Raw genomic sequence first — 24,520 nt, 5'->3', positions numbered from 1 at the left:
CCTGAGCCGCCTCGTTTATTTTGTGGTCAAACGGGTTGAGATTGCTGCTATGTCGCTGAAACTGAATAAAAATGATTTCTTTCTGACCGGAATGAATTCCGTCGTGGTGGCAGAGCGCCATCCTCAGGCGGATTTTCCCAGTCACGACCACGATTTTGACGAGCTGGTGATTGTCTGGCGCGGCAATGGTGTCCACATCTGGAACGATATCCCTTATCCCATCACCTGCGGCGATCTGTTTTATATCAACGCCAAAGACCGACACAGCTATGAATCCGTCAATATGCTGGCCCTGGATAACGTGTTGTATTGCCGCGAGCGTTTCGGGCTGGCGGCCGACTGGGCGCACCTGTTGCCCGGCGAAAGTGTCAGTCAGGAACAGCGTTACTGGCGGCTGAGTACGCTGGGCATGTCGGTGCTGCGCGATAAAGTCGATGAGCTGGCGAAAGAGTGCATGAAATCTGAGGCGCTGTCGGTGCAACTCAGTGAGGCTTTGCTTATGCAGCTGGCGCTGTTGCTGCTGCGTTTTCGTCATCAGCCCGACAGTGGCGTGCTGCCTGATGCCCATCAGCTGGATTTATTGCTGATGGCGCTGCGGGCAGGTATTTCAGCCCCTTTCCATCTGGAAACGTTTTGCCGTCAGCATCAGCTCAATCCCCGCGCTCTGCGCGCTTTGTTCAAGCAGCATACCGGCATGAGTGTGACCCATTACCTGCGCCAGTTGCGGATTTGCCGGGCGATGAGTTTGCTGCGTTATGGCAACATGGCGATAAGCGATGTGGCTGCGGAATGCGGCTTTGATGACAGTAATTACTTTTCGGTGGTGTTTAACCGCGCCTGTGGCGTTTCGCCGCGTGATTACCGGCAACGCTTTACCGGCCATGCAGTCAAATCGCCAGAAGGGGAATACGCCGAGGTAAACCGCCTCTGAGGGCAGGTGATAAGCATGTTAAAACAATAAATTAGGATGGCGTGCCGGTGAGGCGTTCAGGGTTTAATGGCGGGATGATCAGCAGAGGTTTGGCAGGTGTATCGTGCTATAGGATTATCTTTATGTTTCATTTTTTTCTGAAACTCTGAAAAGCATTCTGAGTCATGGAACAATACGAACTGAAATGAAAATCACCTCTCTCCAGACATTAATTAGAATAAAGCGATGATTTACTTTTCAATGGTCCTCTTTTATCTGCTGCGGATATGAATGGTTATGCATTAAAGATGAATGCCTGCCCAAAGGTGATAAATTTGAGTGGGCAGACAATCAAAGGGATAACATTAATAACAATAAGCGTATTGTTATTAATGTTACTTTCAGGCCATTTTCTCTTCACTCAACGTCTGCTGCTCTTCAGTTACTTCCCAGGCATAAAGTATTTTATTGCGGCCACTGTTTTTGGCGTTATACAGCGAGACATCAGCCTGACTGAGAGCATTATTAAAATCTCCCTCTTCCAGCGCGGCCAGCCCTGCGCTCACCGTGACATGCGTGGACACCTCGGCGTTAAACAGATGCGGAATATTCAGACCCAGCACTTTATTTTGGATCCGCTCGGCCATGCGGATGGCGTGTTCCTGTTTAACGTTAGACATCAGCACGAGAAACTCTTCCCCGCCGTAGCGGACGACCACATCGCGCGAACGCACGGCGTCGCGAATGGCTGCGGAGACCCTGACCAGCGCCTGATCGCCCATGCTGTGGCCGTAATTGTCGTTGTAAGCTTTAAAGTGATCGATATCGAGCAGCATCACATAATGACCCGAGGCCTGACTCAGCAGGCCCTCCAGCTTATTCTGTAACCCGCGGCGGTTGTACAGGCCGGTCAGTGGATCAAGCATACTGAGATCGCTGAATTTTTCCCTTTCGCTGTACAGGTTTGACAGCATCCGGCGGGTAAACTCATCGCTGCGCCGCAGCATCAGATGGTGCAGCCACAACCCAATCAGCGGCAGGGAGACGGAAAACATGATGCGGCCGATGTGCTGAAAATCATCTAAAAAGACCACGCACAGAGTGGAAGGTACCGCGTGGAGGCAAAAAGCGAGAAAATTATCAGACAGCGCAATGGCGCTGATAAAGAAAATACTGAGTAAACTCACCAGAAGGTAGTTTTTATCTAAATGCCCGACTTCTTCAAACCGCAAAGCAATTAACCACGCCCACAGTAATCCGATAATGACAGAGCACATATTCAAATGGGCAGAGTAATTTTTCTTTGTGAAAAAAGAAAATACTAAACCTGCACAGCAGAGTACAAAGATCAGAACCAGCGGGAAAGGAGTGGAAACCGCATTATCCGGCGGATCAACCATAGAAAATAGCGCAGTAGCACTATTTAAAAAAAAGAATAGCAACATAACCAGTCGATGTTTGCTTTTTAGCAACTCATCATAGGAATGAGATATCATCAAATTCACTCTATTTATTGTGTTTGTTGTCTGAATAGATAAAGAATCTTATCGCCCAATGCCGTTAATAAAATCCTTACAGGCAGGCCAATGGTTTTAATGCGTAATTATTAGATTTCTATGAATATATTTTTCATGCGTATTTTTAAGGCGTTAAAACTAGCACTTTTGTACGCAGGTGTCACCTCGCCAGGGGCGTGCGCAGCAAATAGATGGTAAATGAGAAAAAATCCTATATGATATTGGTTCTCATTATCATTGTTTGGAGCAGGGTTATGATAGCGGCGATTGTCATGGCATGTGGGATCTGGGCGGTTGTGTGGGTGCTGGGTAAACGTCTGACCAGCGGCTGGGGCGTTTTATTGCCTTGTGCACTGATGCCGTTGCTGGCGATGGCACATATGACGCTCGATCAGCTCCGCGTACTGGTCGTGGTCGCGATGCTGGTTACGCTGGTGATGCTTTTTCACCGGACATTGCGCCATTACATGTTGTTACCCTCATTTATGGCACTGGCGGGTGGTCTGGCCGCGGTGACGCTGAATTTTAGTCTATAGTCATAAGTGATTGTTATAAAAAAGGAACGAAAAGAGATGAAAAGCAGGAAACACAGTAAAGCCGCAGGGATTTTTTATTTTTTAAAAGCGAGAGAGTTAATGCAGGAAGGAAAAACCGGAGAACAGAATCATGTGGTGCGAAGAGAGGGACTTGAACCCTCACGTCCGTAAGAACACTAACACCTGAAGCTAGCGCGTCTACCAATTCCGCCACCTTCGCACAGATGAATTCTGCTTACTGCTTGATTTATATCACCGGTTTGGTGCGAAGGGAGGGACTCGAACCCTCACATCCGAAGGACACTAACACCTGAAGCTAGCGCGTCTACCAATTCCGCCACCATCGCGTACCGTGCCGTGCAATATAAATCTTGTGATTGTATTGGTGCGAAGGGAGGGACTCGAACCCTCACATCCAAAGGACACTAACACCTGAAGCTAGCGCGTCTACCAATTCCGCCACCATCGCGTTCCAATTGATTACTGTGGTGACGCATTCATCAGAATGTCATCAGCAAGTAACACAACCACGGGGGCGAATTCTAGAGATTTTCCCACAGCCGTCAACAGTTATTTCCCCCATTGTGGACGTTTGATGTAAAAAACAGCATATCCGCAGTGAATAGATGAAGAGGTAACATTATCGTCAGGTTAATTGATGTTTTATTCAGCAATACCTGAGGATAACGGCCTGTGAACTGAATGCCGCCCAGGCTATGAAAACAGTGAGATAAGCCAGTCCAGCAGCGCGCGGATCCTCGGTGCCAGAAAGCGTCCGGGCGGGTACATTATGTACAGCGGCATCGGCGGTGGCGGGTACTCCGGCAGCACCTCAATCAGCGTTCCCTGCGCCAGTTCCTGTGCAATGGCCAGTTTCGAAGCCTGAATCAGTCCAAACCCTGCTTTTGCCGCCGCCACGTAGGCATCGGCACCGCTGACGGTCAGGGTGGCGGGGAGCATAATTTTTTCGGTATTGCCGCCAACCCTGAACTCGAGATGCGTTTCTGCCCGCTGATGGGCAAAAAAATAGCCAACCGCCTGATGTGATTGCAGATCGGCCAGCGTCTGAGGTGTGCCGCGTAACGCGAGATAGGCCGGTGAAGCGCAGGTCAGTTGCACCAGATCGGTGAGATGACGCGATTGCAGATTGTCATCTTCCGACGGCCAGGCGCGCAGAACGCAGTCCACGCCCTGATCCAGCAGATTGATGGCATTATCGTTAGCGCTGAGGATCAGGTTGATCTGTGGATACCGTTGATAAAATTCACTCAGCGCCGGGATCACCCGTTCGCGTGCCAGCGAGTGCGGCATATCGATGCGCACAATGCCCGAGGGCTGATTTTTGTGATGGGCGAATAACGTATCGGTTTCTTCCAGAGCGGCCAGTAAATGCAGGCAGCGCTGATAATAAATTTTCCCTTCGTCGGTAATTTTCACCTGACGGGTGGTGCGTAAAAACAGCCGGACGCCGAGCCGCTGCTCCAGCCGTTTGAGCGTGGTGCTGACGGTGGCGCGGGGGATGTCGAGGTCTTCCGCCGCGCGGCTGAAACTTTCCAGCTCTGCAATACGGATGAAAATTTTCATAGCCTGAATCTGATCCATATCACTCCCGGCGATGGCTGGTGGCTTTCTATTGTTCGTGAATTCTGAACAGTGTTGCACGTTTACGCGGATTTATCTTTTCCGGCACAACAACCACACTTCATTTCGTCACTCCCCCATTCATGTCAGAAGGAAAGTCAGATGAAACAACGTCAGCTTGGAAAAAATGGCCCGCTGGTCTCCGCGCTCGGTTTAGGTTGCATGGGTATGAGCGATTTTTACACCACCGGTCAGGACGAAAAAGCGTCGCTGGCAACGCTTGAACGGGCGCTCGAACTCGGCGTGACCCTGTTAGATACCGCCGATATGTACGGGCCGCATACCAACGAGGAGTTGCTCGGCCGCTTTCTGAAAGGCCGTCGCGAGAACGTCTTTCTGGCCACCAAATTCGGCATTGTGCGTGATGCTTCCAATCCGCAGGCGCGCGGCACAAACGGCCATCCCGACTACGTGCGTCAATCCGTGGAAGGCAGCCTGAAACGTCTGGGAACCGATGTTATCGATCTCTATTATCAGCACCGCCCCGATCCTGCCGTGCCGGTAGAAGAGACGATAGGCGCGCTGGCGGATCTGGTGCGTGAGGGCAAGATCCGTTATATCGGCCTGAGCGAAGCGTCGGTGAGCATTCTGGAACGTGCGCACAGCGTTCATCCGATCACGGCGCTGCAAACGGAGTATTCGCTGTGGTCGCGGGATGTGGAGGCAGATATTTTACCAGCGTGTGAACGGCTGGGTATTGGATTTGTGCCGTACAGCCCGCTGGGGCGAGGTTTTCTGACCGGTCAAATCCGTTCTATTGACGATCTGGATGCAGACGATTACCGTCGCGACAGCCCGCGTTTTCAGGGGGAGAACTTCGCGAAGAATCTGCAACTGGCGGAGAGAATTGCTGAGCTGGCGCAGGAAAAAGGGGTAAAACCGTCGCAGCTGGCGCTGGCCTGGGTATTGTCGCGTGGCGACAACATGGTGCCGATCCCTGGCACCAAACATCGTCATTATCTTGAGGAAAACATCGCCGCGCTTGATGTCTCCCTGAGTGAAGCCGAAATCGCGGCGATCGAAGCAGTATTTCCTTTCCGCGCCGCAGCAGGCGAACGCTACAACGCAGAAATGATGCGCATCCTCAGTGTCTGACTGATTAACGTCTTTTCTTTTTCGAATCGCGCGGCGCACGGCCACGAACGGCTTTATACACTTTGAAGCGGCCGTTTTGGGCCAGCACTTCATGGCTGCCGAAAGCATCATCAAGCAGCGCGGCATAAGGCAGGAAGGCGTTAGCCACAATGCGCAGTTCGCCGCCGATATTCAGATGGCTGATTGCGCCACGGATCAGCTGCTCAGACGCATGCAGGCTGGTTTGCAGCCCTTCATGGAACGGCGGATTGGAAATGATCATATCGAAACGGCCATCAATGTCTGAATAGACGTTGCTGGCAATCACTTCGCCGTCCAGTCCGTTGGCGGCAAGCGTGGCGCGGCTGGCTTCGATAGCGGCTGCGCTCACATCGCTGAGCGTGATTTTCATCTTCGGCGAGTAAGTCGCCAGAACAGAGGCCAGAACGCCTGAACCGCAGGCGATATCCAGAACTTTGCCTTTCACCGGCTCTTCAAACGTGTTGATCAACAGCAGGCTTCCGCTGTCCAGACCTTCACGGCTGAATACGCCCGGCAGGGTTTTGATGGTCACTTCTTCGACCATGTATTCATCCCACCAGCCGTCAGCATCAAATTCAGGCTGTTTTTCCAGACGGCCATGATACAAACCACAGCGGCGGGCGCTGTCGATTTTGCTCAGTTCACACAGTCCTTCCAGCGTGGTTTCCGCGCTGCGCACGCCGCTGCGGTTTTCGCCGATGACAAACACGTCGATGCCAACCGGCATCTGCGACAGCAGATTAAACAGCTGGAATTTGGCTTCGAGTTTGCTCTTAGGCCAGTAATAAATCAGCACATCGCAAGGGGCGATAAGATCTGCGTCGGCGAGTAAACCGAACTGTACGTTGTCGCCCAGCGCTTTGCTGAGCATCTGCCCGTGGTGATACATATTGGTGTGGACGCGGACTTCTTCGGCGTCAATTTCAGCAGGCAGGCTGTCTTGTAAGTCGCCGGCGAACAGGACGCGGCGGCCTTCAAATTCTTCGCTATGGCGCAGTATGACTTCACTGGCCGGAGTTAATGCAGACATCAGGATAAGGCTCCTCAGGGTTTGGCCCGCGATTATATACTCTTCGTCCCTGATTGAGTAATCGAGCTTTATTGGCGCATGTTCCGTGTGTTTGCTAGCATAGCCGGGCTTTTCGCACTTCAACGGGCAGGGATCAGGCATGGCATCCAGAAGAGATACGTTGTTACAACAACTGGGGATCACCCAGTGGACGCTGCGTCGGCCTGCGGTTTTACAGGGCGAAGTCGCCGTCAGCCTGCCTGCAGACACCCAATTACTGATTGTCGCAGACGTTCCGCCGGCTGAAGATGATCCGCTGGTGTGCGATGTTCTGCGCAGCCTGGCGCTGACCGGACAGCAGGTTTACCGCCTGACGCCGGAACAGGTGACGATGTTACCTGAAGATACCCGCTGCAACGTCTGGCGACTGGGGGTAAACGAACCTCTGCCGCTCTCCGGTACGCAGTTATCCAGCCCGGCTCTGGCCGAGCTTTATCAAGATGCCGGCGCCAAACGCGCGCTGTGGCAGCAGATTTGTGAAAATGAACCCGATTTCTATCCTGACGCCCGCTGATCTTCCCCGCGCATTCCAGATCGAACAGGCCAGCCATGCTTTTCCGTGGACTGAAAATACGCTTGCCAGCAATCAGGGCGAGCGCTATCTGAACCTTAAAATCATGCAGGGTGAAGTGATGGCCGGTTTCGCCATCACTCAAATCGTCCTCGACGAAGCGACGCTGTTCAACATCGCCATCGATCCGGCTTTTCAGCGCCAGGGCTTAGGCCGCACGTTGCTGGAAGAGGTCATACAACAGCTTGAGCAGAAAGACGTTTTCACCCTCTGGCTGGAAGTGCGTGCTTCTAACGCCAAAGCCATTGCGCTGTATGAAAGCCTTGGCTTTAACGAACTCTCTATTCGCCGCAACTACTATCCTGCCGCCCAGGGGCGCGAAGATGCCATTATGATGGCGCTGCCGCTGGGATAGAGCACAAAAAAACCATTGATTGCCCATCCCGACTAAATCAGTGAAAATAGCCGGCTATAACTTTTATTACCGCTTTGCCTGACGTCTCCTTCTGACGTGATGTGAAATCCTATGCAGGGCGGACCAACCGCAGAAACGTGAAAAACATGTCTCCAAGTGAATACGCCCTTGAAGTGGCTAAGCGCCGCACATTTGCCATCATCTCTCACCCCGATGCCGGTAAAACCACCATTACTGAAAAAGTTCTGTTATTCGGAAACGCGATTCAGACAGCAGGTACGGTAAAAGGCCGTGGCTCGAACAATCACGCCAAATCCGACTGGATGGAAATGGAAAAACAACGTGGTATCTCCATCACCACGTCCGTGATGCAGTTTCCGTATAAAGAGTGTCTGGTTAACCTGCTCGACACCCCGGGGCACGAAGACTTCTCCGAAGATACTTACCGTACCCTGACCGCCGTCGACTGCTGTCTGATGGTGATCGACGCCGCAAAAGGCGTCGAGGATCGTACCCGTAAGCTGATGGAAGTTACCCGTCTGCGTGATACGCCGATCCTGACCTTCATGAACAAACTCGATCGTGATATCCGTGATCCGATGGAAGTCATGGACGAAGTGGAACGTGAGCTGAAAATCGCCTGTTCACCGATTACCTGGCCGATTGGCTGCGGTAAATTGTTCAAGGGCGTTTACCACCTCTACAAAGATGAAGTCTATCTGTACCAGACCGGTAAAGGTCACACCATTCAGGAAGTCCGCACGGTCAAAGGGTTGAATAACCCAGAGCTGGACGCCGCCGTCGGTGAAGAACTGGCGAAGCAATTGCGTGAAGAGCTGGAGCTGGTGCAGGGCGCATCGCATGAATTCGATCACGAAGCGTTTCTGACCGGTGAACTGACGCCGGTATTCTTCGGTACCGCGCTGGGTAACTTCGGCGTTGACCACATGCTTGACGGTCTGGTGGACTGGGCGCCTGCGCCAATGCCACGTAATACCGACGTGCGTGAAGTGAAAGCCGACGATGAAAAATTCACCGGTTTCGTGTTTAAAATTCAGGCCAATATGGATCCTAAACACCGCGACCGCGTGGCGTTTATGCGTGTGGTTTCCGGGCGGTACGAAAAAGGCATGAAACTGCGGCAGGTGCGTACTGGCAAAGACGTGGTGATCTCCGATGCGTTGACCTTCATGGCCGGTGACCGTTCGCATGTGGAAGAGGCCTACCCGGGTGACATCATCGGGCTGCACAACCACGGCACCATTCAGATAGGCGACACCTTTACTCAGGGTGAGAACATGAAGTTCACCGGCATTCCTAACTTTGCCCCTGAAATGTTCCGCCGTATCCGCCTGCGTGATCCGCTGAAACAGAAACAGCTGCTTAAAGGGCTGGTTCAGCTGTCAGAAGAAGGCGCTGTTCAGGTCTTCCGCCCTATTGCCAATAACGATTTGATCGTCGGTGCGGTAGGTGTTCTGCAGTTTGAAGTGGTCGTGGCGCGCCTGAAAAGCGAATACAACGTGGAAGCGATTTATGAATCGGTCAACGTGAGCACCGCCCGCTGGGTCGAATGTGACGACGTGAAGAAATTCGAAGAATTCAAGCGTAAGAACGAAACCAACCTGGCGCTCGATGGCGGTGATAACTTAGCTTATATTGCGCCTACTATGGTTAACCTGAATCTGGCTTCTGAGCGATATCCTGAAGTGAAATTCCGCAAAACCCGCGAGCATTAATTCCTGATTGCGTGGTTTACAACCTGAAGACGGCCATTGCGCCGTCTTTTTTTTGCCCTTTTTTGGCTGAGCGTCACATTTCCTTTCATTCCCGTTTGTGTATTTTTTCATCTTCCCACCCTGAATTCGCCCATAATTTCTTCGAAATCTTAAGACTTGTCTGCATTCGGCCCCGTAATTGGCGATCGCTCTACTCTTTTGGACATTCTTGACTATATTAAATGTGTGTTCACGAAACAGTGGCGTAAAGCACTGCTTAAAAGTGACGAAGCAGAGTGTTATATCGAAAGGCGATGAAAAGCCCGAATAAAACGACGTACTCTGCTACAAAGGAAGTAAATACAGCAGCAATACAATTTGTTAGAAGGCGTCACCAAAAATGTGGCGTACCGGGTCCAGGCTTAGGGCTCATAAACTGAAAGGAATAAATCGATGAAAAATTCTAAATTTGCCTATTCAATGATGGCCGTTGTTCTGGGTACCGCACTGATGAGCGGTAGCGCACTGGCTGCAAGCACCACTGATAGCGCAGGTGCAAAAATCGATAGCTCCATGAAGAAAGTTGATAACTACATGGGCGATAGCGCCATCACAGCAAAAGTGAAAAGTGCACTGGTGGATGATAAAGCCATCAAAAGCACCGACATCTCTGTTACCACCAATTCTGGTGTGGTTACGCTGAGCGGCTTTGTGGCTTCCCAGTCAGAAGCTGAACAAGCTGTTGCCGCAGCCACCAAAGTTGAAGGCGTGAAATCTGTCAGCGACAAATTGCACACTAAAGACAAAAGCGAACAAAGCGTGAAAGGTTACGCCGGTGACTCTGCTACCACGGCTTCAGTAAAAGCCAAACTGCTGGCAGACGACATCGTTCCTTCACGTAACGTCAAAGTAGAAACCACCGAAGGCGTTGTTCAGCTTTCCGGTTCAGTAAAAGACCAGGCACAGTCTGACCGTGCTGAAAGCGTTGCGAAAACCGTTGATGGCGTGAAAAGCGTTAAAAACGACCTGAAAGTTGCACCATAATTTTCGCGAAACGTGTGTCGTATGAAGCAGTAAACGGCGTCCGCTCACGGGCAGGGCGCCGGATTTGAATAACATATAATGATATACCGTACCTCCTGCCCATTGTCCGGCACTGAAGGCTTACGCAATAGCGATGTGAACATTTATTTGAAAAATAAGCGTTAGTTTTTGCTAACACTTCCATTTTTCCGACTATCTTTATTAGGTAAGTGATGATTTTTATCTCCGGTATTTGCCGGCTAATAAAGTGTCACCAAGACAAATGTTACACCGAGACTTCAGACCGGAAGTAGGAGTGTCACCTTTTTAAACTGGCAAAGTGAATATATAGGGTAAGGAGAAGCTTATGTTTCGTTGGGGCATTATTTTTCTGATCATCGCGTTGATCGCAGCAGCACTGGGTTTTGGTGGTTTGGCTGGTACAGCTGCCTGGGCTGCAAAAATCGTATTCGTAGTGGGTATCATTCTGTTCCTGATCAGCTTGTTTACCGGTCGTAAACGACTCTGACAATATAACGTTATGAAATCATAACGTTAACAGAAGTCCCTCGTAAGACACCGCATCGCCCTCTTATCTGAACACATTGCCTGACCGCAGTGTTTTCAGAAAAGGGGGCGATGTTTTTTATGTTATGACCCTTCTGATTTATGTGATCCGTTAACAGTAAGTAACGATTTTATCCTCACATCCTGGTAAGAAACTCACCGAAACTGATAAGACGAGGTATGCTCAGAAATGAAGCCTGCCCGTAAAGGCTAATTGTGTGAGGATAATGCGTTGGGATACAGAATACCTGTCACGCTGGGGAATATAGAACCGCTGGCATATAAACCCTACCGGCCGGGCAAGATAGCCCTGGTGTGCGAGGGGGGAGGGCAGAGAGGCATTTTTACCGCCGGTGTGCTGGATGAATTTCAGCGGGCGAATTTCAATCCCTTCGATTTGTACCTCGGAACCTCTGCCGGCGCGCAAAACCTTTCCGCCTTCGTGTGCGGACAACCGGGTTACGCCAGAAGAGTCATTACCCGCTACACCACCAGCCCTGACTTCTTCAATCCGCTGCGCTTTGTGCGCGGCGGGCATCTTATCGATCTCGACTGGCTGGTCGATGAAACCGCAAAAAACATGCCGCTGGCGATGGAAAGTGCGGAAAAGCTGCTGATCGATGGCCGCGAATTTCTGATGTGCGCCTGCCGCAGCGACGATTACACGGCCAGTTATTTTTCACCGACGCGTGAGAACTGGTTACCGGTGATCAAAGCCTCCAGCGCCATACCCGGTTTTTATCGTATGGGCGTGGATCTGGACGGCATCAGCTATCAGGACGGCGGCATCAGCGACGCTATTCCGGTGGAAGAAGCTTACCGTCGTGGGGCAGATACCATCGTGGTGATCCGCACGGTGCCTTCGGCGATGTTCTACACGCCGCAATGGATGAAGCGTATGGAGCAATGGCTGAGCGAAAGCAGCCTGCAACAACTGGTGCGCATGATGCAGCATCACGAAAACAGCTATCACCGTATTCAGCAGTTCATTGAAAACCCACCGGGCGACGTGCGGATTTTCGAAATCTTCCCGCCGAAACCGCTGGCCAGCCACGCGCTCGGCAGCCGTTTACCTGCTCTCAATCAGGATTATCATCTCGGGCGTCGCTGTGGCCGGTATTTCCTGTCGGCAGCCGCACACTGGCTGTTGCCGCGTGAAAATGAGCGGCCTTATCCGCAGATTATTCCGCGGGCGACACGGCCTCAGCGCGTGGTGGTGCCGGAGAATGAGCCAGAAAACGTGACGCCGCTGGCGGCGGCCGTCAGCACGGTCGAACAAATCGTGCTTGATCCCGCTGTGCTCACCGATATGGTGGCCGATGGTGGCGTCGTGCGTCCGGCGGCTTTTCAGGACAGTACGCCGGCAGAAATCCGCCCGCAAAGCGTCCCGTCTGAGATGCGGTCAGCGGACATTTATCCTGCCAGTGAAGGCGACAAGCTGTGAGTGTTCACTTCGTTGATACGCACTGCCATTTCGATTTCCCGCCGTTCAGCGGTGCTGAGGCTGAAAGCCTGCATCTGGCACAACAGAGTGGCGTGCGGGACATCATCGTGCCCGCCGTTACCGCCGATCGTTTCCACGGTATTCTCTCGCTGGCAAAAAAATTCCCTCAGCTTTATGCCGCGCTCGGTCTGCATCCTCTGTATATCGCGCAGCATACAGACGACGATCTGGCGTTGCTGGATACCCTGCTCAGCCAGCGCGATCCGCGCGTGGTGGCCGTCGGGGAAATCGGGCTGGATCTGTTTATGGAAACGCCGATGTTTGAGCAACAACAGCGTTTGCTGAAGGCGCAGTTCGCCCTGGCAAAGCGTGAGTCGCTGCCGGTGATCCTGCATTCACGGCGCAGTCACGATCAGCTGGCGGCCATGTTGCGGCAGGCAAAACTTCCGGCGACCGGTGTGGTACATGGTTTTGCAGGCAGCCTTTCTCAGGCGCAGGCGTTTATCAGACTGGGTTTCGCCATTGGCGTTGGCGGTACCATCAGCTATGCGCGTGCGCAGAAAACCCGTCAGGTGATGGCGCAGTTACCACTTTCCTCATTGTTGCTGGAAACGGATGCGCCGGATATGCCGTTGCAGGGTTTTCAGGGCCAGCCAAATCGCCCGGAACGCGCCGCCGCAGTGTTTGATGTGCTGTGTGAGTTACGCCCGGAACGCCCCGAAGATATCGCCGCCGCGCTGCTTGCGAATACCCGCCGGGTGTTTAATCTTCCTTCTGACTGATGTTCACGTTCATCGTTTTGTGATTTAAATAACATTAATTTCTCGTCAAATTCCCTATTAACATGCCGATCGTGATGTTTTGTAAGTTTTGTTTCCTCTTTAAATGTTATTATTATAACATCACCGGCAAGATTACCGGTCGGTGATCCCCGCGTGTCTGCCCGAACTCCGTTTGTCATGAATCGGGTATACACTCTTATATGGGCCGAATACTGAGCATAACGCCGGGTAAATGTGATTCAGATCTCATTTCACCAAGCAACGTTGCAAACGGTTTTCATTTTGTGTGAAATACTGCACACAGGAACCTGATGTGACGTGTTCAAATAGTCACAACGAATTGGCGTCTGCCAATCCAAGCGCGGTGAGAAGGATCTCAGTTGCCACGTAAGCCAGATACAGCGCTTACGCACGCTATCTTCAAGGAACCAAGTCCGCTCGCCAACCGTGCAGAATTCTTCTGCGGCGTTACCCGCCGAAAGGAATTCATGACTGTATGCTCAGTTCTGGCTGGTCGCTGGAATTGAAAATTGTTGGAGAGTTATATGACCGATTTAACCGCCGCAGCACAACGTGCGCTGAACCTGATGGATTTAACCACCCTGAACGAAGACGACACCGATGCAAAAGTGATCGCGCTTTGTCATCAGGCAAAAAGCCCGGCAGGTAACACCGCTGCTGTGTGCATTTACCCTCGTTTTATCCCGATTGCCCGTAAAACCCTGCGCGAGCAAGGTACGCCGGACATCCGTATCGCAACCGTGACCAACTTCCCGCACGGAAACGACGATCTTGAGATTGCGCTGGCCGAAACCCGTGCCGCTATCGCTTACGGCGCAGATGAAGTTGACGTGGTCTTCCCGTACCGCGCGCTGATGGCTGGTAATGAGCAGGTTGGTTTTGAAATGGTGAAACAGTGCAAAGAAGCCTGTGCCGCTGCCAATGTCCTGCTGAAAGTGATCATCGAAACCGGTGAACTGAAACAAGACGCGCTGATCCGTAAAGCGTCTGAAATCGCTATCAAAGCGGGTGCTGATTTCATCAAAACCTCTACCGGTAAAGTGCCGGAAAACGCCACGCTGCACAGCGCAGAGCTGATGATGACTGTGATCGCTGAAATGGGCGTCGGCAAAGACGTCGGTTTCAAACCTGCCGGTGGCGTTAAAACCGCTGAAGATGCCGCGCAGTATCTGGCGCTGGTCGATCGCCTGCTGGGCCGCGAATGGGCTGACTCACGTCATTTCCGTTTCGGTGCATCCAGCCTGCTGGCAAGCCTGCTGACCACTCTGGGTCACGCCGGTCAGAAAGCCACCAGCAGCTATTGATCACCGGGGCACCGCCCAGGCGGTGCGCATCTGTCGGGGCGTTGCCATGCAGCGCCCGCACAATCAGCGTCCAGATTCTGGCGTTCAGCTCAGGCAGGGGGATACCTTGTTTCTCGCACAAGAAATTATTCGTAAAAAACGTGATGGCCATCCTTTAAGTGACGAAGAAATTCGTTTCTTTGTGAACGGTATTCGCGACAGTCAGGTTTCAGAAGGTCAGATCGCCGCACTGGCAATGACTATTTATTTCAACGACATGACCATGAATGAGCGCGTGTCGCTGACCATGGCGATGCGTGATTCCGGTACCGTACTTAACTGGAAAAGCCTGAACCTGAACGGCCCGATCGTGGATAAACATTCCACCGGTGGCGTGGGTGACGTGACTTCCCTGATGCTCGGCCCGATGGTGGCGGCGTGCGGAGGTTATGTTCCGATGATTTCAGGCCGTGGCCTCGGTCATACCGGCGGCACGCTCGATAAACTCGAAGCCATTCCGGGTTTTGATATTTTCCCGGACGACAGCCGTTTTCGCAGCATTATTCAGGACGTTGGCGTAGCGATCATCGGCCAGACCAGCTCGCTGGCACCGGCGGATAAACGCTTCTATGCCACCCGTGATATCACCGCGACCGTTGATTCCATACCGCTTATCACCGCGTCAATCCTCGCCAAAAAACTGGCTGAAGGTCTGGACGCGCTGGTCATGGATGTCAAAGTGGGTTCCGGCGCATTTATGCCGACCTATCAGCTGTCCGAAGACTTGGCTCAGTCGATTGCCGATGTGGCGAACGGCGCAGGCTGCAAAACCACCGCGTTGCTGACGGACATGAACCAGGTGCTGGCCTCCAGCGCCGGTAACGCCGTTGAAGTGCGCGAAGCCGTGCGCTTCCTGACCGGTGAATACCGCAATCCGCGTCTGCTTGAAGTGACTATGGCGCTGTGCGTGGAAATGTTGCTGTCCGGCGGTCTGGCAAAAGATGACGCCGATGCCCGCAGCAAACTGCAGGCCGTGCTGGATAACGGCAAAGCGGCAGAGATTTTTGGTCGCATGATTGCGGCGCAAAAAGGACCGGCTGACTTTATTGAAAATTACGATCGCTATCTGCCGCAGGCAACGCTGAGCAAACCGGTTTACGCCGAGGGCAACGGGATTGTCAGCGCGATGGATACCCGTGCGCTGGGCATGGCCGTGGTGTCACTGGGTGGCGGTCGTCGCCGTGCCAGCGACCCTATCGATTACAGCGTAGGCCTGACGAATATGGCGCAGCTCGGCCAGCAGGTGGATACCCGCCAGCCACTGGCGATGATCCACGCCAACAGCGAAGCTGCCTGGCAGCAGGCTGCCGCAGAAGTGCGTGCCGCCATTGTTCTGAGCGACAGCGCGCCGGAAATTACGCCGGTGGTGTATCGCCGGATCGGCGGCAACGCTTGATTTCAGGCCACATCGCCCCCATTTAAGACTGATCAGGTACGCGGCAGTTCCGCGTGACCCAATGCGTAACCATTCGCAGGAGAGCAAAATGAAACGTACATTTATCATGGTGTTAGACTCATTCGGTATCGGTGCCAGTGAAGATGCCGAACGCTTTGGCGATACAGGCTCTGACACGCTGGGCCATATCGCGGCTGCCTGTGCGCGTGGTGAAGCGGACAAGGGTCGCAAAGGGCCGCTGCATCTGCCAAACCTGACCCGTCTGGGGCTGGCGAAAGCGGCTGAAGAATCTACCGGTAAAATTCCTGACGGCATGGACGGTGATTCCGAAATCACCGGTGCGTATGCCTACGCCAGCGAACTGTCTTCCGGTAAAGACACCCCGTCAGGCCACTGGGAAATCGCCGGTGTGCCTGTGTTGTTTGAATGGGGCTATTTCAGCGACACCACCAACAGCTTCCCGCAGGAACTGCTGGATAAACTGGTTGAGCGTGGCAATCTGCCGGGCTATCTCGGTAACTGCCACTCCTCCGGTACCGTTGTGCTGGATGATTTAGGTGAAGAGCACATGAAAACCGGCAAGCCGATTTTCTATACCTCCGCTGACTCCGTATTCCAGATCGCCTGCCACGAAGAAACCTTCGGGCTGGATCGTCTGTACGAACTGTGCGAAATCGCCCGTGAAGAGCTGACGGAAGGCGGCTACAACATTGGCCGCGTGATCGCCCGTCCGTTCATTGGCGATAAAGCCGGTAACTTCGAACGTACCGGTAACCGTCACGATCTGGCGGTTGAGCCACCGGCACCGACCATTCTGAAAAAACTGGTTGATGAGAAAGACGGCCATGTGGTGTCTGTCGGTAAAATCGCCGATATCTATGCGCAGGTCGGTATCACCAAAAAAGTGAAAGCCACCGGTCTGGACGCTCTGTTTGACGCCACCATCAATGAGATGAAAGAAGCGGGCGACAAAACCATCGTCTTCACTAACTTCGTGGATTTCGACTCCTCTTACGGCCACCGCCGTGATGTGCCGGGCTACGCCGCCGCACTGGAACTGTTCGACCGCCGTATGCCGGAACTGCTTGAGCTGGTGAAAGAAGATGACATCATTATCTTCACCGCTGACCACGGTTGTGACCCAACCTGGCGCGGTACGGATCATACCCGTGAGCACATTCCGGTGTTAATCTACGGCCCGAAAGTGAAACCGGGCTCATTAGGCCACCGTGAAACCTTCGCGGATATCGGTCAGACGGTCGCGAAATACTTCGATCTGTCACCGATGGACTACGGCAAATCCATGCTGTAAGACTTTGCAGACGCGGCCGGCACTGATGCCGGCCGCGTTTTTATGATGAATATGACACCTCGCTGAAAAGGAATAAGAAGATGGCAACTCCACACATTAATGCTGAAATGGGCGACTTCGCTGACGTAGTGCTGATGCCTGGGGATCCGCTGCGCGCCAAGCACATCGCGGAAACTTTCCTTCAGGACGTTAAGCAGGTGAACGACGTGCGTGGCATGTTGGGTTTCACCGGCACTTACAAAGGCCGTAAAATCTCCGTGATGGGCCACGGCATGGGCATTCCTTCCTGCTCTATTTATGCCAAAGAGCTGATCACGGAATTCGGCGTGAAGAAAATCATTCGCGTGGGTTCTTGTGGCGCAGTACGTGCCGACATCAAACTGCGTGACATCGTTATCGGCATGGGTGCCTGTACCGATTCCAAAGTGAACCGTATGCGTTTTAAAGACCATGACTACGCGGCTATCGCCGATTACGACATGGTGCGCAACGCCGCTGATGCTGCGAAAGCCAAAGGCATCAACGCACGCGTCGGTAACATCTTCTCCGCAGACCTGTTCTACACGCCAGACCCGCAAATGTTCGACGTGATGGAAAAATACGGCATTCTGGGTGTGGAAATGGAAGCCGCCGGTATCTACGGCGTGGCAGCAGAATTCGGTGCAAAAGCGCTGACCATCTGTACCGTTTCCGACCATATCCGTACGCACGAACAGACCACTGCCGCTGAACGTCAGACGACCTTCAACGACATGATCGAAATCGCGCTGGAATCTGTTCTGCTGGGCGATAAAGAATAAATACTGACCACCCTGCAGAAACAAAGACGGGCACCGAAAGGTGCCCGTTTTGCTATGCGCTTTAGGGTGATTTTTTGCATCTCTGACTTTATATCATCAGGATATATCGATTTATTTTCATTTTATATCTATGCTATTAGCTATGCATTTTTCTATTCATTACTGAGCTGCTCATGTCTGAACTTGTGGATTTACTGCGTCAGGGCAGTCTGACGGCGAAAGAGATCACAGAACGCCTGCACATCAATCAGTCAACGCTATCCAGACGGCTGACTAAAACACCTGAAATTGTCAAAATCGGGCAAAGCCGCTCGACCCGCTACATTCTGCCGCGTCCGCTGGATAACCAGTGGCGCTTCCCGTTGTACCAGATTAATGAGGCCGGGAATGCCGTGAATGCCGGCACCTTGTATTCAATCTGGCCGGGTGAAAGTTACGCGGTGGAGACGGTCAACGGTCAGTCGCTCACTTTTGATGGCCTGCCGTGGTTTATCACCGATATGCGGCCCCAGGGTTTTTTAGGCCGGGCGTGGGGGCGTGATATTAACGCCGCACTGCATTTTCCGGATGACATTAAAAAGTGGACCGAATCTCAGACGCTGGTGGCGCTGGCAAGAGCGGGCGATGAAACGGTCGGGAACTTTGTCATCGGAGAAACTGCTTATCAGAGATGGTTTCATAAACAGGACGATATTCCCGTTTCTTGTGAAGACAAAATTCAGGTCTATGAAAATCTGGCGCAGAGAAGTCTGGCCGGAGAGGAGGTCGGCTCATCTGCGGGTGGCGAGCAGCCTAAATTCAGCTGCTACGCAGAACATACCGATCGGGAAGCCTCCCGGGTTTTAGTAAAATTCTCCCCTGCACCAGCCAATGAAAATGCCCGCCGCTGGGGGGATTTGCTGCGTGCGGAAGCCCACGCATTACAGGTACTGCAAAACGTGGGGATCCCGGCAGCGACGGCCGAAATCTTTACCGGAAGACACGGCGAGGTCTTCCTTGAGGTTGAACGGTTTGACCGGATAGGTGCGCGCGGGCGCTGCGGGATGGTATCGCTTGAAGCCGTTTCGGCAGAATTTGGCGGCGGCAACAGCAACTGGTTTGCGACCGCACAGCAGTTACGCAGGAACAAGATTATTACCGCCCCGACGCTGGAGAAAATTGAGCAAATTTATGCCTTCGGCAAGCTGATTGCCAACAGCGATATGCATCAGGGAAATCTGTCATTTATCGATCCTGCCATTGACCCTTTAAAACAATCTCTTACGATATCGCCGGTGTATGACATGTTACCGATGGCTTTTGCGCCGACAAATGCTGGTGCGATGCGTCGTGAAGCCGCGCTATTAACGCTCGACCCTCTGGTGTCGAAAGCGAAGTGGTTGAATGCGCAGGCATGGGCACAGGAGTTCTGGCGGAAAGTGCAAAACGATGCCGCCATCAGTCTTGAGTTTCGTCAACTGGCCAGCGAAATGCTGGCGCAGGTGGAAGGGTTAACAGGGCCTGTTCAGCGGCTGGCCTGAATCACTTCGGTTTACTGCGTTTCAGACTGCGGTAAGCGGCCTGTGCGGCTTCTTTGGTTTGCGCTTCGGTCGCGGGTCTGGCCGGGGCCACCTCGGCGTCGGGTTCGGTGAGGTTCAGCGTCGGCGGCGGGCCGAACTCTTCGGGGGTTTCTTCTTCCGGTTCATCATCTTCTTTCACCGGTTTACTGGCCGTCAGCAGGAACGGAGACTGTTGCCAGCGCGAACGGCGGCCCTGCAACAGCGTGCGGGCGAGAATGATGCCGACACCCAGCGCGGCGAGCATCATCAGACGCAGCAGATTGGTGGTGTTATCCACCTGTTTGGACTCCGTCGCCAGTACGTGCGTATCCAGCGTGATGCGTAAAAAGCCGCTCGGCCCGTTCTTATCTTCTATCGGCACCACAATCTGATGATTGAAGTAGCTGCCCGCGCGTTTGCCATCCAGTGACAAGCGGTCGCGAACCGGTACCTGTTCACCGGCATGTGCCACCAGAGTGCCGTCGGATTCGTAAACGCTGGCGTCGAGAATGCGACTTTCATCGGTAAGCTGACTCAAAATAGTGGAAATCTGCGCGATATCCGCGCCATCATTGTCGCTGTCCATCAGCGGCGCGAGGGAAAACGCCACCTGTTTGGCCAGCGTTTGTGCCAGTTGCTCGACCTGCGTGGATCGGGCGAGCTGATGCCCGAGGCTGAAATAGGACGCGCCTTGCATAAGAATGACTAACAACGCCAGGCTAATCAATACGATAGCAGCGCGGTGCAGGCGAAATTTGAGTTTGGCCTTTGCCATTCCGTTTCCTTGCGTTTTTCGATGAGTTTAATGTTGCCAGAAGCGCTGGCGATAAGGTAGCTTGATGCGTCGTTTTATCGGCGGCATCTCTGCCTTTTTCTACCGTTTTAGTCACTTATTTTTTAATAATCTACCGGAGTAATCATGCCAAACAGTCTGACCTATTGCGATCTTCCTGCGGAGATCCACCAATGGCCGGGACTTCCCCTTTCATTGAGCGGTGATGAAGTGATGCCGCTGGATTACCGGGCGGGACATACCGGGTGGCTCCTCTACGGTAGAAAACTCGATAAAATCAGCATTACGCAGTTCCAGCGTCAGTTAGGCCGCGCCTTAGTGATTGTCAGCGCGTGGGCGGTGGAAGGTTATCAGGTGGTGCGCCTGGCCGGTTCACTTACCGCTGACGTGCAGAAACTGGCGGAATCCTTCGAATTTGATGTGACTCAGCTGGGCAAAGTACCTTACCTGCGCGTGCCGGGGCTGCTGGTCATGGACATGGATTCTACCGCGATAGAGATTGAATGCATCGACGAAATTGCCAAACTGGCGGGCGTCGGTGAGCAGGTGTCTGAAGTGACTGAACGCGCCATGCGCGGCGAGCTGGATTTCTCGGCCAGCCTGCGTCAGCGCGTCGCCACGCTCAGGGATGCAGATGCCAGCATTCTGCAACAGGTGCGTGACACGTTGCCGCTGATGCCGGGCCTGACGGTCATGGTGCAGCGTTTACAGGAAGCGGGCTGGCACGTAGCCATCGCGTCCGGCGGTTTTACCTATTACGCGGAATATCTGCGTGACCGCCTGAACCTGGTGGATGTGGCGGCGAACGAGCTGGAAATTCGTGACGGCAAGCTGACAGGCCGCGTGATTGGCCCGATTGTCGATGCGCAATATAAAGCCGACACTCTGCTGAAACTGGCCGAGAAACTGGAAATTCCTTACGAACAAACCATTGCCATTGGCGACGGGGCCAACGATCTGAAAATGATGGCCGTCGCGGGCATGGGGATTGCCTATCACGCTAAACCGAAAGTCTACGAACAGGCTGCAGTGTGCATCCGTCATGCGGATTTGCTTGGCGTGCTGTGTATTCTCAGCGGCAGTCAATCCTGAATACCCGTCATATTTCAGGATGCATGCGATCACTCACCCGAATCTTGCTCAGGTAAGCGCATCGGGATGAGTATTCATTATTTAATTGAAGAGGTCAGTTGTGGCAAAAGCAGCAAAACGTGCATTTGTGTGTAATGAATGTGGCGCAGATTATCCGCGCTGGCAAGGGCAGTGTAGTGCCTGTCAGGCCTGGAACAGCATTACTGAAATCCGTTTGGCGGCTTCTCCGACCGTGGCGCGCAATGAGCGCCTGACCGGCTACGCAGGCGATGCGGGCGTCAGCCGGGTGCAGAAACTTTCCGACATCAGCCTCGACGAACTTCCGCGTTTCAGCACCGGTTTTAAAGAGTTTGACCGCGTGCTGGGCGGCGGTGTGGTGCCGGGCAGTGCGATTCTGATTGGCGGTAACCCCGGCGCCGGTAAAAGTACGCTGTTGCTGCAAATTTTGTGTCACCTCAGCGAAAACATGAAAACCCTCTACGTTACCGGTGAGGAATCTCTGCAACAGGTGGCGATGCGCGCGCACCGCCTGGGTTTACCGACGGCGAATATGAACATGTTGTCGGAAACCAGCATCGAGCAGATTTGTGAAATTGCGGATGTCGAAAAGCCGAAGCTGATGGTGATCGACTCCATTCAGGTGATGCACATGGCGGATATCCAGTCGTCGCCCGGCACCGTGGCGCAGGTGCGTGAAACGGCGGCGTATCTGACCCGCTTTGCTAAAACGCGTGGGGTGGCGATCGTGATGGTGGGGCACGTAACCAAAGACGGCTCACTGGCTGGCCCGAAAGTGCTTGAGCACTGTATCGACTGTTCCGTGCTGCTCGACGGCGATGCGGATTCGCGTTTCCGTACCTTGCGCAGCCACAAAAACCGCTTCGGCGCGGTGAATGAGCTCGGGGTTTTTGCCATGACCGAACAGGGTTTGCGTGAAGTCAGTAACCCTTCGGCGATCTTCCTCAGCCGTGGCGATGAAATTACCTCCGGCAGCTCCGTTATGGTGCTGTGGGAAGGCACCCGGCCGCTGCTGGTGGAAGTGCAGGCGCTGGTCGATCATTCAATGATGGGCAATCCGCGTCGCGTGGCGGTAGGGCTGGAGCAGAACCGTCTGGCCATTTTGCTGGCCGTCCTGCATCGCCACGGCGGTTTGCAGATGGCCGATCAGGACGTTTTCGTGAACGTGGTCGGCGGGGTGAAAGTGACTGAAACCAGTGCCGATCTGGCGCTGCTGCTTTCGCTGGTGTCGAGCCTGCGCGATCGTCCTTTGCCGCATGATTTGGTGGTGTTTGGCGAAGTCGGCCTGGCGGGAGAAATTCGTCCGGTGCCGAGCGGCCAGGAACGCATTACCGAGGCGGCAAAGCACGGGTTCAAACGCGCTATTGTGCCGCATGCGAATGTGCCGAAAAAAGTGCCAGCCGGAATGCAGGTGTTTGGGGTCAAAAAACTGGCCGACGCGCTGGCGATCCTCGACGATTTGTAACGGTTTTTGAGTGTGAATCCTGTCCGGCTTTGTGCTATTTTTTGTTTAGTAAAAAAAACATAAGGACAGGGTATGTCTCAGTTCGATTATCTTAAAACCGCCATCAAGCAACAGGGACGCACCTTACAGCAGGTGGCCGAAGCGAGCGGGATGACCAAGGGTTATCTCAGCCAGCTATTGAATGCAAAGATAAAAAGCCCCAGCGCACAAAAGCTGGAGGCGCTGCACCGCTTCCTTGACCTTGAGTTTCCCCGTCGCGAAAAGAATATCGGCGTGGTGTTCGGCAAGTTTTATCCGCTGCACACCGGCCATATTTATCTGATCCAGCGAGCCTGTAGTCAGGTCGACGAACTGCACATCATCATGGGCTTTGATGAGCCGCGCGATCGCGAGCTGTTTGAGAACAGTTCGATGTCTCAGCAACCGACGGTCAGCGATCGGCTGCGCTGGTTGCTTCAGACCTTCAAGTATCAAAAAAACATTCATATTCATGCCTTTAATGAAGAGGGGATGGAGCCGTATCCGCATGGCTGGGATGTCTGGGGGCGCGGTATCAAGGAGTTCATGAGCCAGAAAGGCATCGAACCCAATACCATTTATTCCAGCGAAGAAGGGGATGCGCCGCAGTACCGTGAGCACCTCGGTATTGAAACGGTGCTGATCGACCCGAAACGTTCATTTATGAATATCAGTGGCCGCCAGATCCGTCAGGATCCGTTCCGCTACTGGGATTACATTCCGACGGAAGTGAAGCCGTTCTTCGTGCGCACCGTGGCAGTGCTGGGCGGTGAATCCAGCGGAAAATCTACGCTGGTCAATAAGTTAGCCAATATCTTCAATACCACCAGCGCCTGGGAATATGGCCGCGACTATGTTTTCTCCCACCTTGGCGGTGACGAGATGGCGCTGCAATATTCTGATTACGACAAAATCGCGCTCGGCCAGGCGCAGTACATCGATTTCGCGGTGAAATATGCCAACAAGGTCGCGTTTATTGATACCGATTTTCTGACCACGCAGGCGTTTTGTGTAAAGTACGAAGGCCGCGAACACCCGTTTGTGCAGGCGCTGATGGACGAATACAAATTCGATCTGGTGATCCTGCTGGAAAATAATACGCCGTGGGTCGCCGATGGCCTGCGCAGTCTGGGCAGCACGACAGACCGTATGTCTTTTCAAAATCTGCTTATCGATATGTTGAAACAAAACAATGTGGATTACGTTCACGTCGAATCGTCAGATTATGATCAGCGTTTTCTGGAATGTATTGAACTGGTACAGAACATGCTGGCGGCGGATACCAGCCGGTTAAATCAGCCTGCCGGTTCCTGAATCCTTCATCAGCCCTTGTCCTGAAAAATGAAAATGCCTGTTCTGCCGGACAGGCATTTTTTATGGCGCTTATTCCTATAAACATTCTTTTCATGAATGTTTTGGTTAATTTATATATTTTATAATTATCAATAAAGTCATTTAATTACAGCGGGTTATTTTTT

Annotated in this window: 23 protein-coding genes and 3 tRNA genes; 19 read left to right on the top strand and 7 right to left on the bottom strand. The window is 53.0% G+C overall.

Going from position 1 to position 24,520, the window contains the following annotated elements:
- Window positions 1–49: 49 nt before the first annotated feature.
- Complete coding sequence (rhaR, locus tag ED901_RS00980; protein ID WP_122094598.1) at window positions 50–931, top strand: HTH-type transcriptional activator RhaR; 882 nt, start codon at window positions 50–52, stop codon at window positions 929–931.
- 380 nt (window positions 932–1,311) lie between these two features.
- Here rhaR and ED901_RS00975 read toward each other — a convergent pair whose 3' ends face one another.
- A complete protein-coding gene (locus ED901_RS00975; protein ID WP_122094268.1) occupies window positions 1,312–2,406 on the bottom strand; it encodes a diguanylate cyclase in 1,095 nt (364 codons plus the stop codon).
- A gap of 275 nt (window positions 2,407–2,681) precedes the next feature.
- On the opposite strand from ED901_RS00975, the gene ED901_RS00970 reads away from it, so the two are divergent.
- Together ED901_RS00970 and ED901_RS25545 are read left to right on the top strand one after the other, a co-directional pair.
- Window positions 2,682–2,963, top strand: a complete 282-nt coding sequence (locus tag ED901_RS00970) for a DUF1435 domain-containing protein (protein WP_056777204.1) — start codon at window positions 2,682–2,684, stop codon at window positions 2,961–2,963.
- Window positions 2,964–2,999: 36 nt separating this feature from the next.
- Window positions 3,000–3,134, top strand: a complete 135-nt coding sequence (locus ED901_RS25545; RefSeq protein WP_256370236.1) for a hypothetical protein — start codon at window positions 3,000–3,002, stop codon at window positions 3,132–3,134.
- On the opposite strand, the gene ED901_RS00965 is transcribed toward ED901_RS25545, so the two are convergent.
- From ED901_RS00965 to ED901_RS00950, 4 genes are all read right to left on the bottom strand, one after another.
- A tRNA-Leu gene (locus ED901_RS00965) sits at window positions 3,097–3,183 on the bottom strand. The genes ED901_RS25545 and ED901_RS00965 overlap by 38 nt on opposite strands.
- 41 nt (window positions 3,184–3,224) lie before the next feature.
- Window positions 3,225–3,310: transfer RNA gene (locus ED901_RS00960), tRNA-Leu, on the bottom strand.
- Window positions 3,311–3,346: 36 nt separating this feature from the next.
- Window positions 3,347–3,432 (bottom strand) — tRNA-Leu (locus ED901_RS00955).
- Between the two features lie 245 nt (window positions 3,433–3,677).
- A complete protein-coding gene (locus ED901_RS00950; protein ID WP_122094266.1) occupies window positions 3,678–4,565 on the bottom strand; it encodes a LysR family transcriptional regulator in 888 nt (295 codons plus the stop codon).
- Window positions 4,566–4,706: 141 nt separating this feature from the next.
- Between ED901_RS00950 and ED901_RS00945 the strand changes: the two genes are divergently transcribed.
- The gene (locus ED901_RS00945) at window positions 4,707–5,699 is read left to right on the top strand and encodes an aldo/keto reductase (protein ID WP_122094264.1); all 993 of its coding nucleotides are present in this window, start codon (window positions 4,707–4,709) and stop codon (window positions 5,697–5,699) included.
- A gap of 4 nt (window positions 5,700–5,703) precedes the next feature.
- Here ED901_RS00945 and rsmC read toward each other — a convergent pair whose 3' ends face one another.
- Complete coding sequence (rsmC, locus tag ED901_RS00940; RefSeq protein ID WP_056776643.1) at window positions 5,704–6,750, bottom strand: 16S rRNA (guanine(1207)-N(2))-methyltransferase RsmC; 1,047 nt, start codon at window positions 6,748–6,750, stop codon at window positions 5,704–5,706.
- 139 nt (window positions 6,751–6,889) lie between these two features.
- On the opposite strand from rsmC, the gene ED901_RS00935 reads away from it, so the two are divergent.
- From ED901_RS00935 to yjjJ, 12 genes are all read left to right on the top strand, one after another.
- Entirely contained in the window at window positions 6,890–7,303 is a 414-nt protein-coding gene (locus ED901_RS00935) for a DNA polymerase III subunit psi (protein ID WP_122094262.1), read from the top strand.
- Window positions 7,272–7,715 carry a ribosomal protein S18-alanine N-acetyltransferase gene (gene rimI, locus ED901_RS00930; RefSeq protein ID WP_122094260.1) on the top strand — a complete coding sequence of 148 codons (444 nt, stop codon included), beginning with the start codon at window positions 7,272–7,274 and terminating at the stop codon, window positions 7,713–7,715. The genes ED901_RS00935 and rimI overlap by 32 nt, the downstream gene beginning before the upstream one ends.
- A 146-nt stretch (window positions 7,716–7,861) precedes the next feature.
- Entirely contained in the window at window positions 7,862–9,451 is a 1,590-nt protein-coding gene (gene prfC / locus ED901_RS00925) for a peptide chain release factor 3 (RefSeq protein WP_056776651.1), read from the top strand.
- Window positions 9,452–9,883: 432 nt separating this feature from the next.
- The gene (gene osmY / locus ED901_RS00920) at window positions 9,884–10,474 is read left to right on the top strand and encodes a molecular chaperone OsmY (RefSeq protein ID WP_056776654.1); all 591 of its coding nucleotides are present in this window, start codon (window positions 9,884–9,886) and stop codon (window positions 10,472–10,474) included.
- 346 nt (window positions 10,475–10,820) lie between these two features.
- Window positions 10,821–10,982: a DUF1328 domain-containing protein gene (locus ED901_RS00915; RefSeq protein WP_101075078.1), complete on the top strand. Its 162-nt coding sequence runs from the start codon at window positions 10,821–10,823 to the stop codon at window positions 10,980–10,982.
- Window positions 10,983–11,252: 270 nt separating this feature from the next.
- On the top strand, window positions 11,253–12,464 hold the full coding sequence (locus ED901_RS00910; protein ID WP_238485212.1) for a patatin family protein: 1,212 nt from the start codon (window positions 11,253–11,255) through the stop codon (window positions 12,462–12,464).
- On the top strand, window positions 12,461–13,246 hold the full coding sequence (locus ED901_RS00905) for a TatD family hydrolase (RefSeq protein ID WP_122094256.1): 786 nt from the start codon (window positions 12,461–12,463) through the stop codon (window positions 13,244–13,246). The genes ED901_RS00910 and ED901_RS00905 overlap by 4 nt, the downstream gene beginning before the upstream one ends.
- Before the next feature lie 545 nt (window positions 13,247–13,791).
- Window positions 13,792–14,571 carry a deoxyribose-phosphate aldolase gene (deoC, locus tag ED901_RS00900; protein ID WP_122094254.1) on the top strand — a complete coding sequence of 260 codons (780 nt, stop codon included), beginning with the start codon at window positions 13,792–13,794 and terminating at the stop codon, window positions 14,569–14,571.
- Window positions 14,572–14,617: 46 nt separating this feature from the next.
- Window positions 14,618–16,006 carry a thymidine phosphorylase gene (gene deoA, locus ED901_RS00895; protein WP_205965057.1) on the top strand — a complete coding sequence of 463 codons (1,389 nt, stop codon included), beginning with the start codon at window positions 14,618–14,620 and terminating at the stop codon, window positions 16,004–16,006.
- Window positions 16,007–16,094: 88 nt separating this feature from the next.
- On the top strand, window positions 16,095–17,318 hold the full coding sequence (gene deoB, locus ED901_RS00890; protein WP_122094252.1) for a phosphopentomutase: 1,224 nt from the start codon (window positions 16,095–16,097) through the stop codon (window positions 17,316–17,318).
- Window positions 17,319–17,398: 80 nt separating this feature from the next.
- On the top strand, window positions 17,399–18,118 hold the full coding sequence (gene deoD / locus ED901_RS00885) for a purine-nucleoside phosphorylase (protein WP_013577098.1): 720 nt from the start codon (window positions 17,399–17,401) through the stop codon (window positions 18,116–18,118).
- Window positions 18,119–18,291: 173 nt separating this feature from the next.
- A complete protein-coding gene (gene yjjJ, locus ED901_RS00880) occupies window positions 18,292–19,638 on the top strand; it encodes a type II toxin-antitoxin system HipA family toxin YjjJ (protein ID WP_122094250.1) in 1,347 nt (448 codons plus the stop codon).
- Between the two features lies 1 nt (window position 19,639).
- Here yjjJ and ED901_RS00875 read toward each other — a convergent pair whose 3' ends face one another.
- Window positions 19,640–20,431 (bottom strand): YtjB family periplasmic protein, encoded by a 792-nt coding sequence (locus ED901_RS00875; protein WP_056776675.1) that lies wholly within the window; start codon window positions 20,429–20,431, stop codon window positions 19,640–19,642.
- 144 nt (window positions 20,432–20,575) lie between these two features.
- Here ED901_RS00875 and serB point away from each other — a divergent pair, with 144 nt between their 5' ends.
- The 3 genes from serB (at window position 20,576) to nadR (ending at window position 24,356) form a co-directional block, all read left to right on the top strand.
- Window positions 20,576–21,541 carry a phosphoserine phosphatase gene (gene serB, locus ED901_RS00870; protein ID WP_122094248.1) on the top strand — a complete coding sequence of 322 codons (966 nt, stop codon included), beginning with the start codon at window positions 20,576–20,578 and terminating at the stop codon, window positions 21,539–21,541.
- A gap of 100 nt (window positions 21,542–21,641) precedes the next feature.
- On the top strand, window positions 21,642–23,024 hold the full coding sequence (gene radA / locus ED901_RS00865) for a DNA repair protein RadA (protein ID WP_056776681.1): 1,383 nt from the start codon (window positions 21,642–21,644) through the stop codon (window positions 23,022–23,024).
- A 72-nt stretch (window positions 23,025–23,096) separates the two neighbouring features.
- Window positions 23,097–24,356 (top strand): multifunctional transcriptional regulator/nicotinamide-nucleotide adenylyltransferase/ribosylnicotinamide kinase NadR, encoded by a 1,260-nt coding sequence (gene nadR, locus ED901_RS00860; protein ID WP_056776684.1) that lies wholly within the window; start codon window positions 23,097–23,099, stop codon window positions 24,354–24,356.
- Window positions 24,357–24,520: the final 164 nt, after the last annotated feature.

This window comes from Rahnella sp. Larv3_ips (assembly GCF_003697865.1).
GTDB classification, from domain to species: Bacteria; Pseudomonadota; Gammaproteobacteria; order Enterobacterales; family Enterobacteriaceae; genus Rahnella; species Rahnella rivi.
This window is presented reverse-complemented; position numbering and strand designations above follow the sequence as displayed.

Coding starts and splice junctions, on each gene's coding strand:
- rhaR (WP_122094598.1), top strand. CDS start 50: ATGTCGCTGAAACTGAATAAAAATGATTTCTTTCTGACCGGAATGAAT.
- ED901_RS00975 (WP_122094268.1), bottom strand. CDS start 2,406: ATGATATCTCATTCCTATGATGAGTTGCTAAAAAGCAAACATCGACTG.
- ED901_RS00970 (WP_056777204.1), top strand. CDS start 2,682: ATGATAGCGGCGATTGTCATGGCATGTGGGATCTGGGCGGTTGTGTGG.
- ED901_RS25545 (WP_256370236.1), top strand. CDS start 3,000: ATGAAAAGCAGGAAACACAGTAAAGCCGCAGGGATTTTTTATTTTTTA.
- ED901_RS00950 (WP_122094266.1), bottom strand. CDS start 4,565: ATGGATCAGATTCAGGCTATGAAAATTTTCATCCGTATTGCAGAGCTG.
- ED901_RS00945 (WP_122094264.1), top strand. CDS start 4,707: ATGAAACAACGTCAGCTTGGAAAAAATGGCCCGCTGGTCTCCGCGCTC.
- rsmC (WP_056776643.1), bottom strand. CDS start 6,750: ATGTCTGCATTAACTCCGGCCAGTGAAGTCATACTGCGCCATAGCGAA.
- ED901_RS00935 (WP_122094262.1), top strand. CDS start 6,890: ATGGCATCCAGAAGAGATACGTTGTTACAACAACTGGGGATCACCCAG.
- rimI (WP_122094260.1), top strand. CDS start 7,272: ATGAACCCGATTTCTATCCTGACGCCCGCTGATCTTCCCCGCGCATTC.
- prfC (WP_056776651.1), top strand. CDS start 7,862: ATGTCTCCAAGTGAATACGCCCTTGAAGTGGCTAAGCGCCGCACATTT.
- osmY (WP_056776654.1), top strand. CDS start 9,884: ATGAAAAATTCTAAATTTGCCTATTCAATGATGGCCGTTGTTCTGGGT.
- ED901_RS00915 (WP_101075078.1), top strand. CDS start 10,821: ATGTTTCGTTGGGGCATTATTTTTCTGATCATCGCGTTGATCGCAGCA.
- deoC (WP_122094254.1), top strand. CDS start 13,792: ATGACCGATTTAACCGCCGCAGCACAACGTGCGCTGAACCTGATGGAT.
- deoA (WP_205965057.1), top strand. CDS start 14,618: ATGCAGCGCCCGCACAATCAGCGTCCAGATTCTGGCGTTCAGCTCAGG.
- deoB (WP_122094252.1), top strand. CDS start 16,095: ATGAAACGTACATTTATCATGGTGTTAGACTCATTCGGTATCGGTGCC.
- deoD (WP_013577098.1), top strand. CDS start 17,399: ATGGCAACTCCACACATTAATGCTGAAATGGGCGACTTCGCTGACGTA.
- yjjJ (WP_122094250.1), top strand. CDS start 18,292: ATGTCTGAACTTGTGGATTTACTGCGTCAGGGCAGTCTGACGGCGAAA.
- ED901_RS00875 (WP_056776675.1), bottom strand. CDS start 20,431: ATGGCAAAGGCCAAACTCAAATTTCGCCTGCACCGCGCTGCTATCGTA.
- serB (WP_122094248.1), top strand. CDS start 20,576: ATGCCAAACAGTCTGACCTATTGCGATCTTCCTGCGGAGATCCACCAA.
- nadR (WP_056776684.1), top strand. CDS start 23,097: ATGTCTCAGTTCGATTATCTTAAAACCGCCATCAAGCAACAGGGACGC.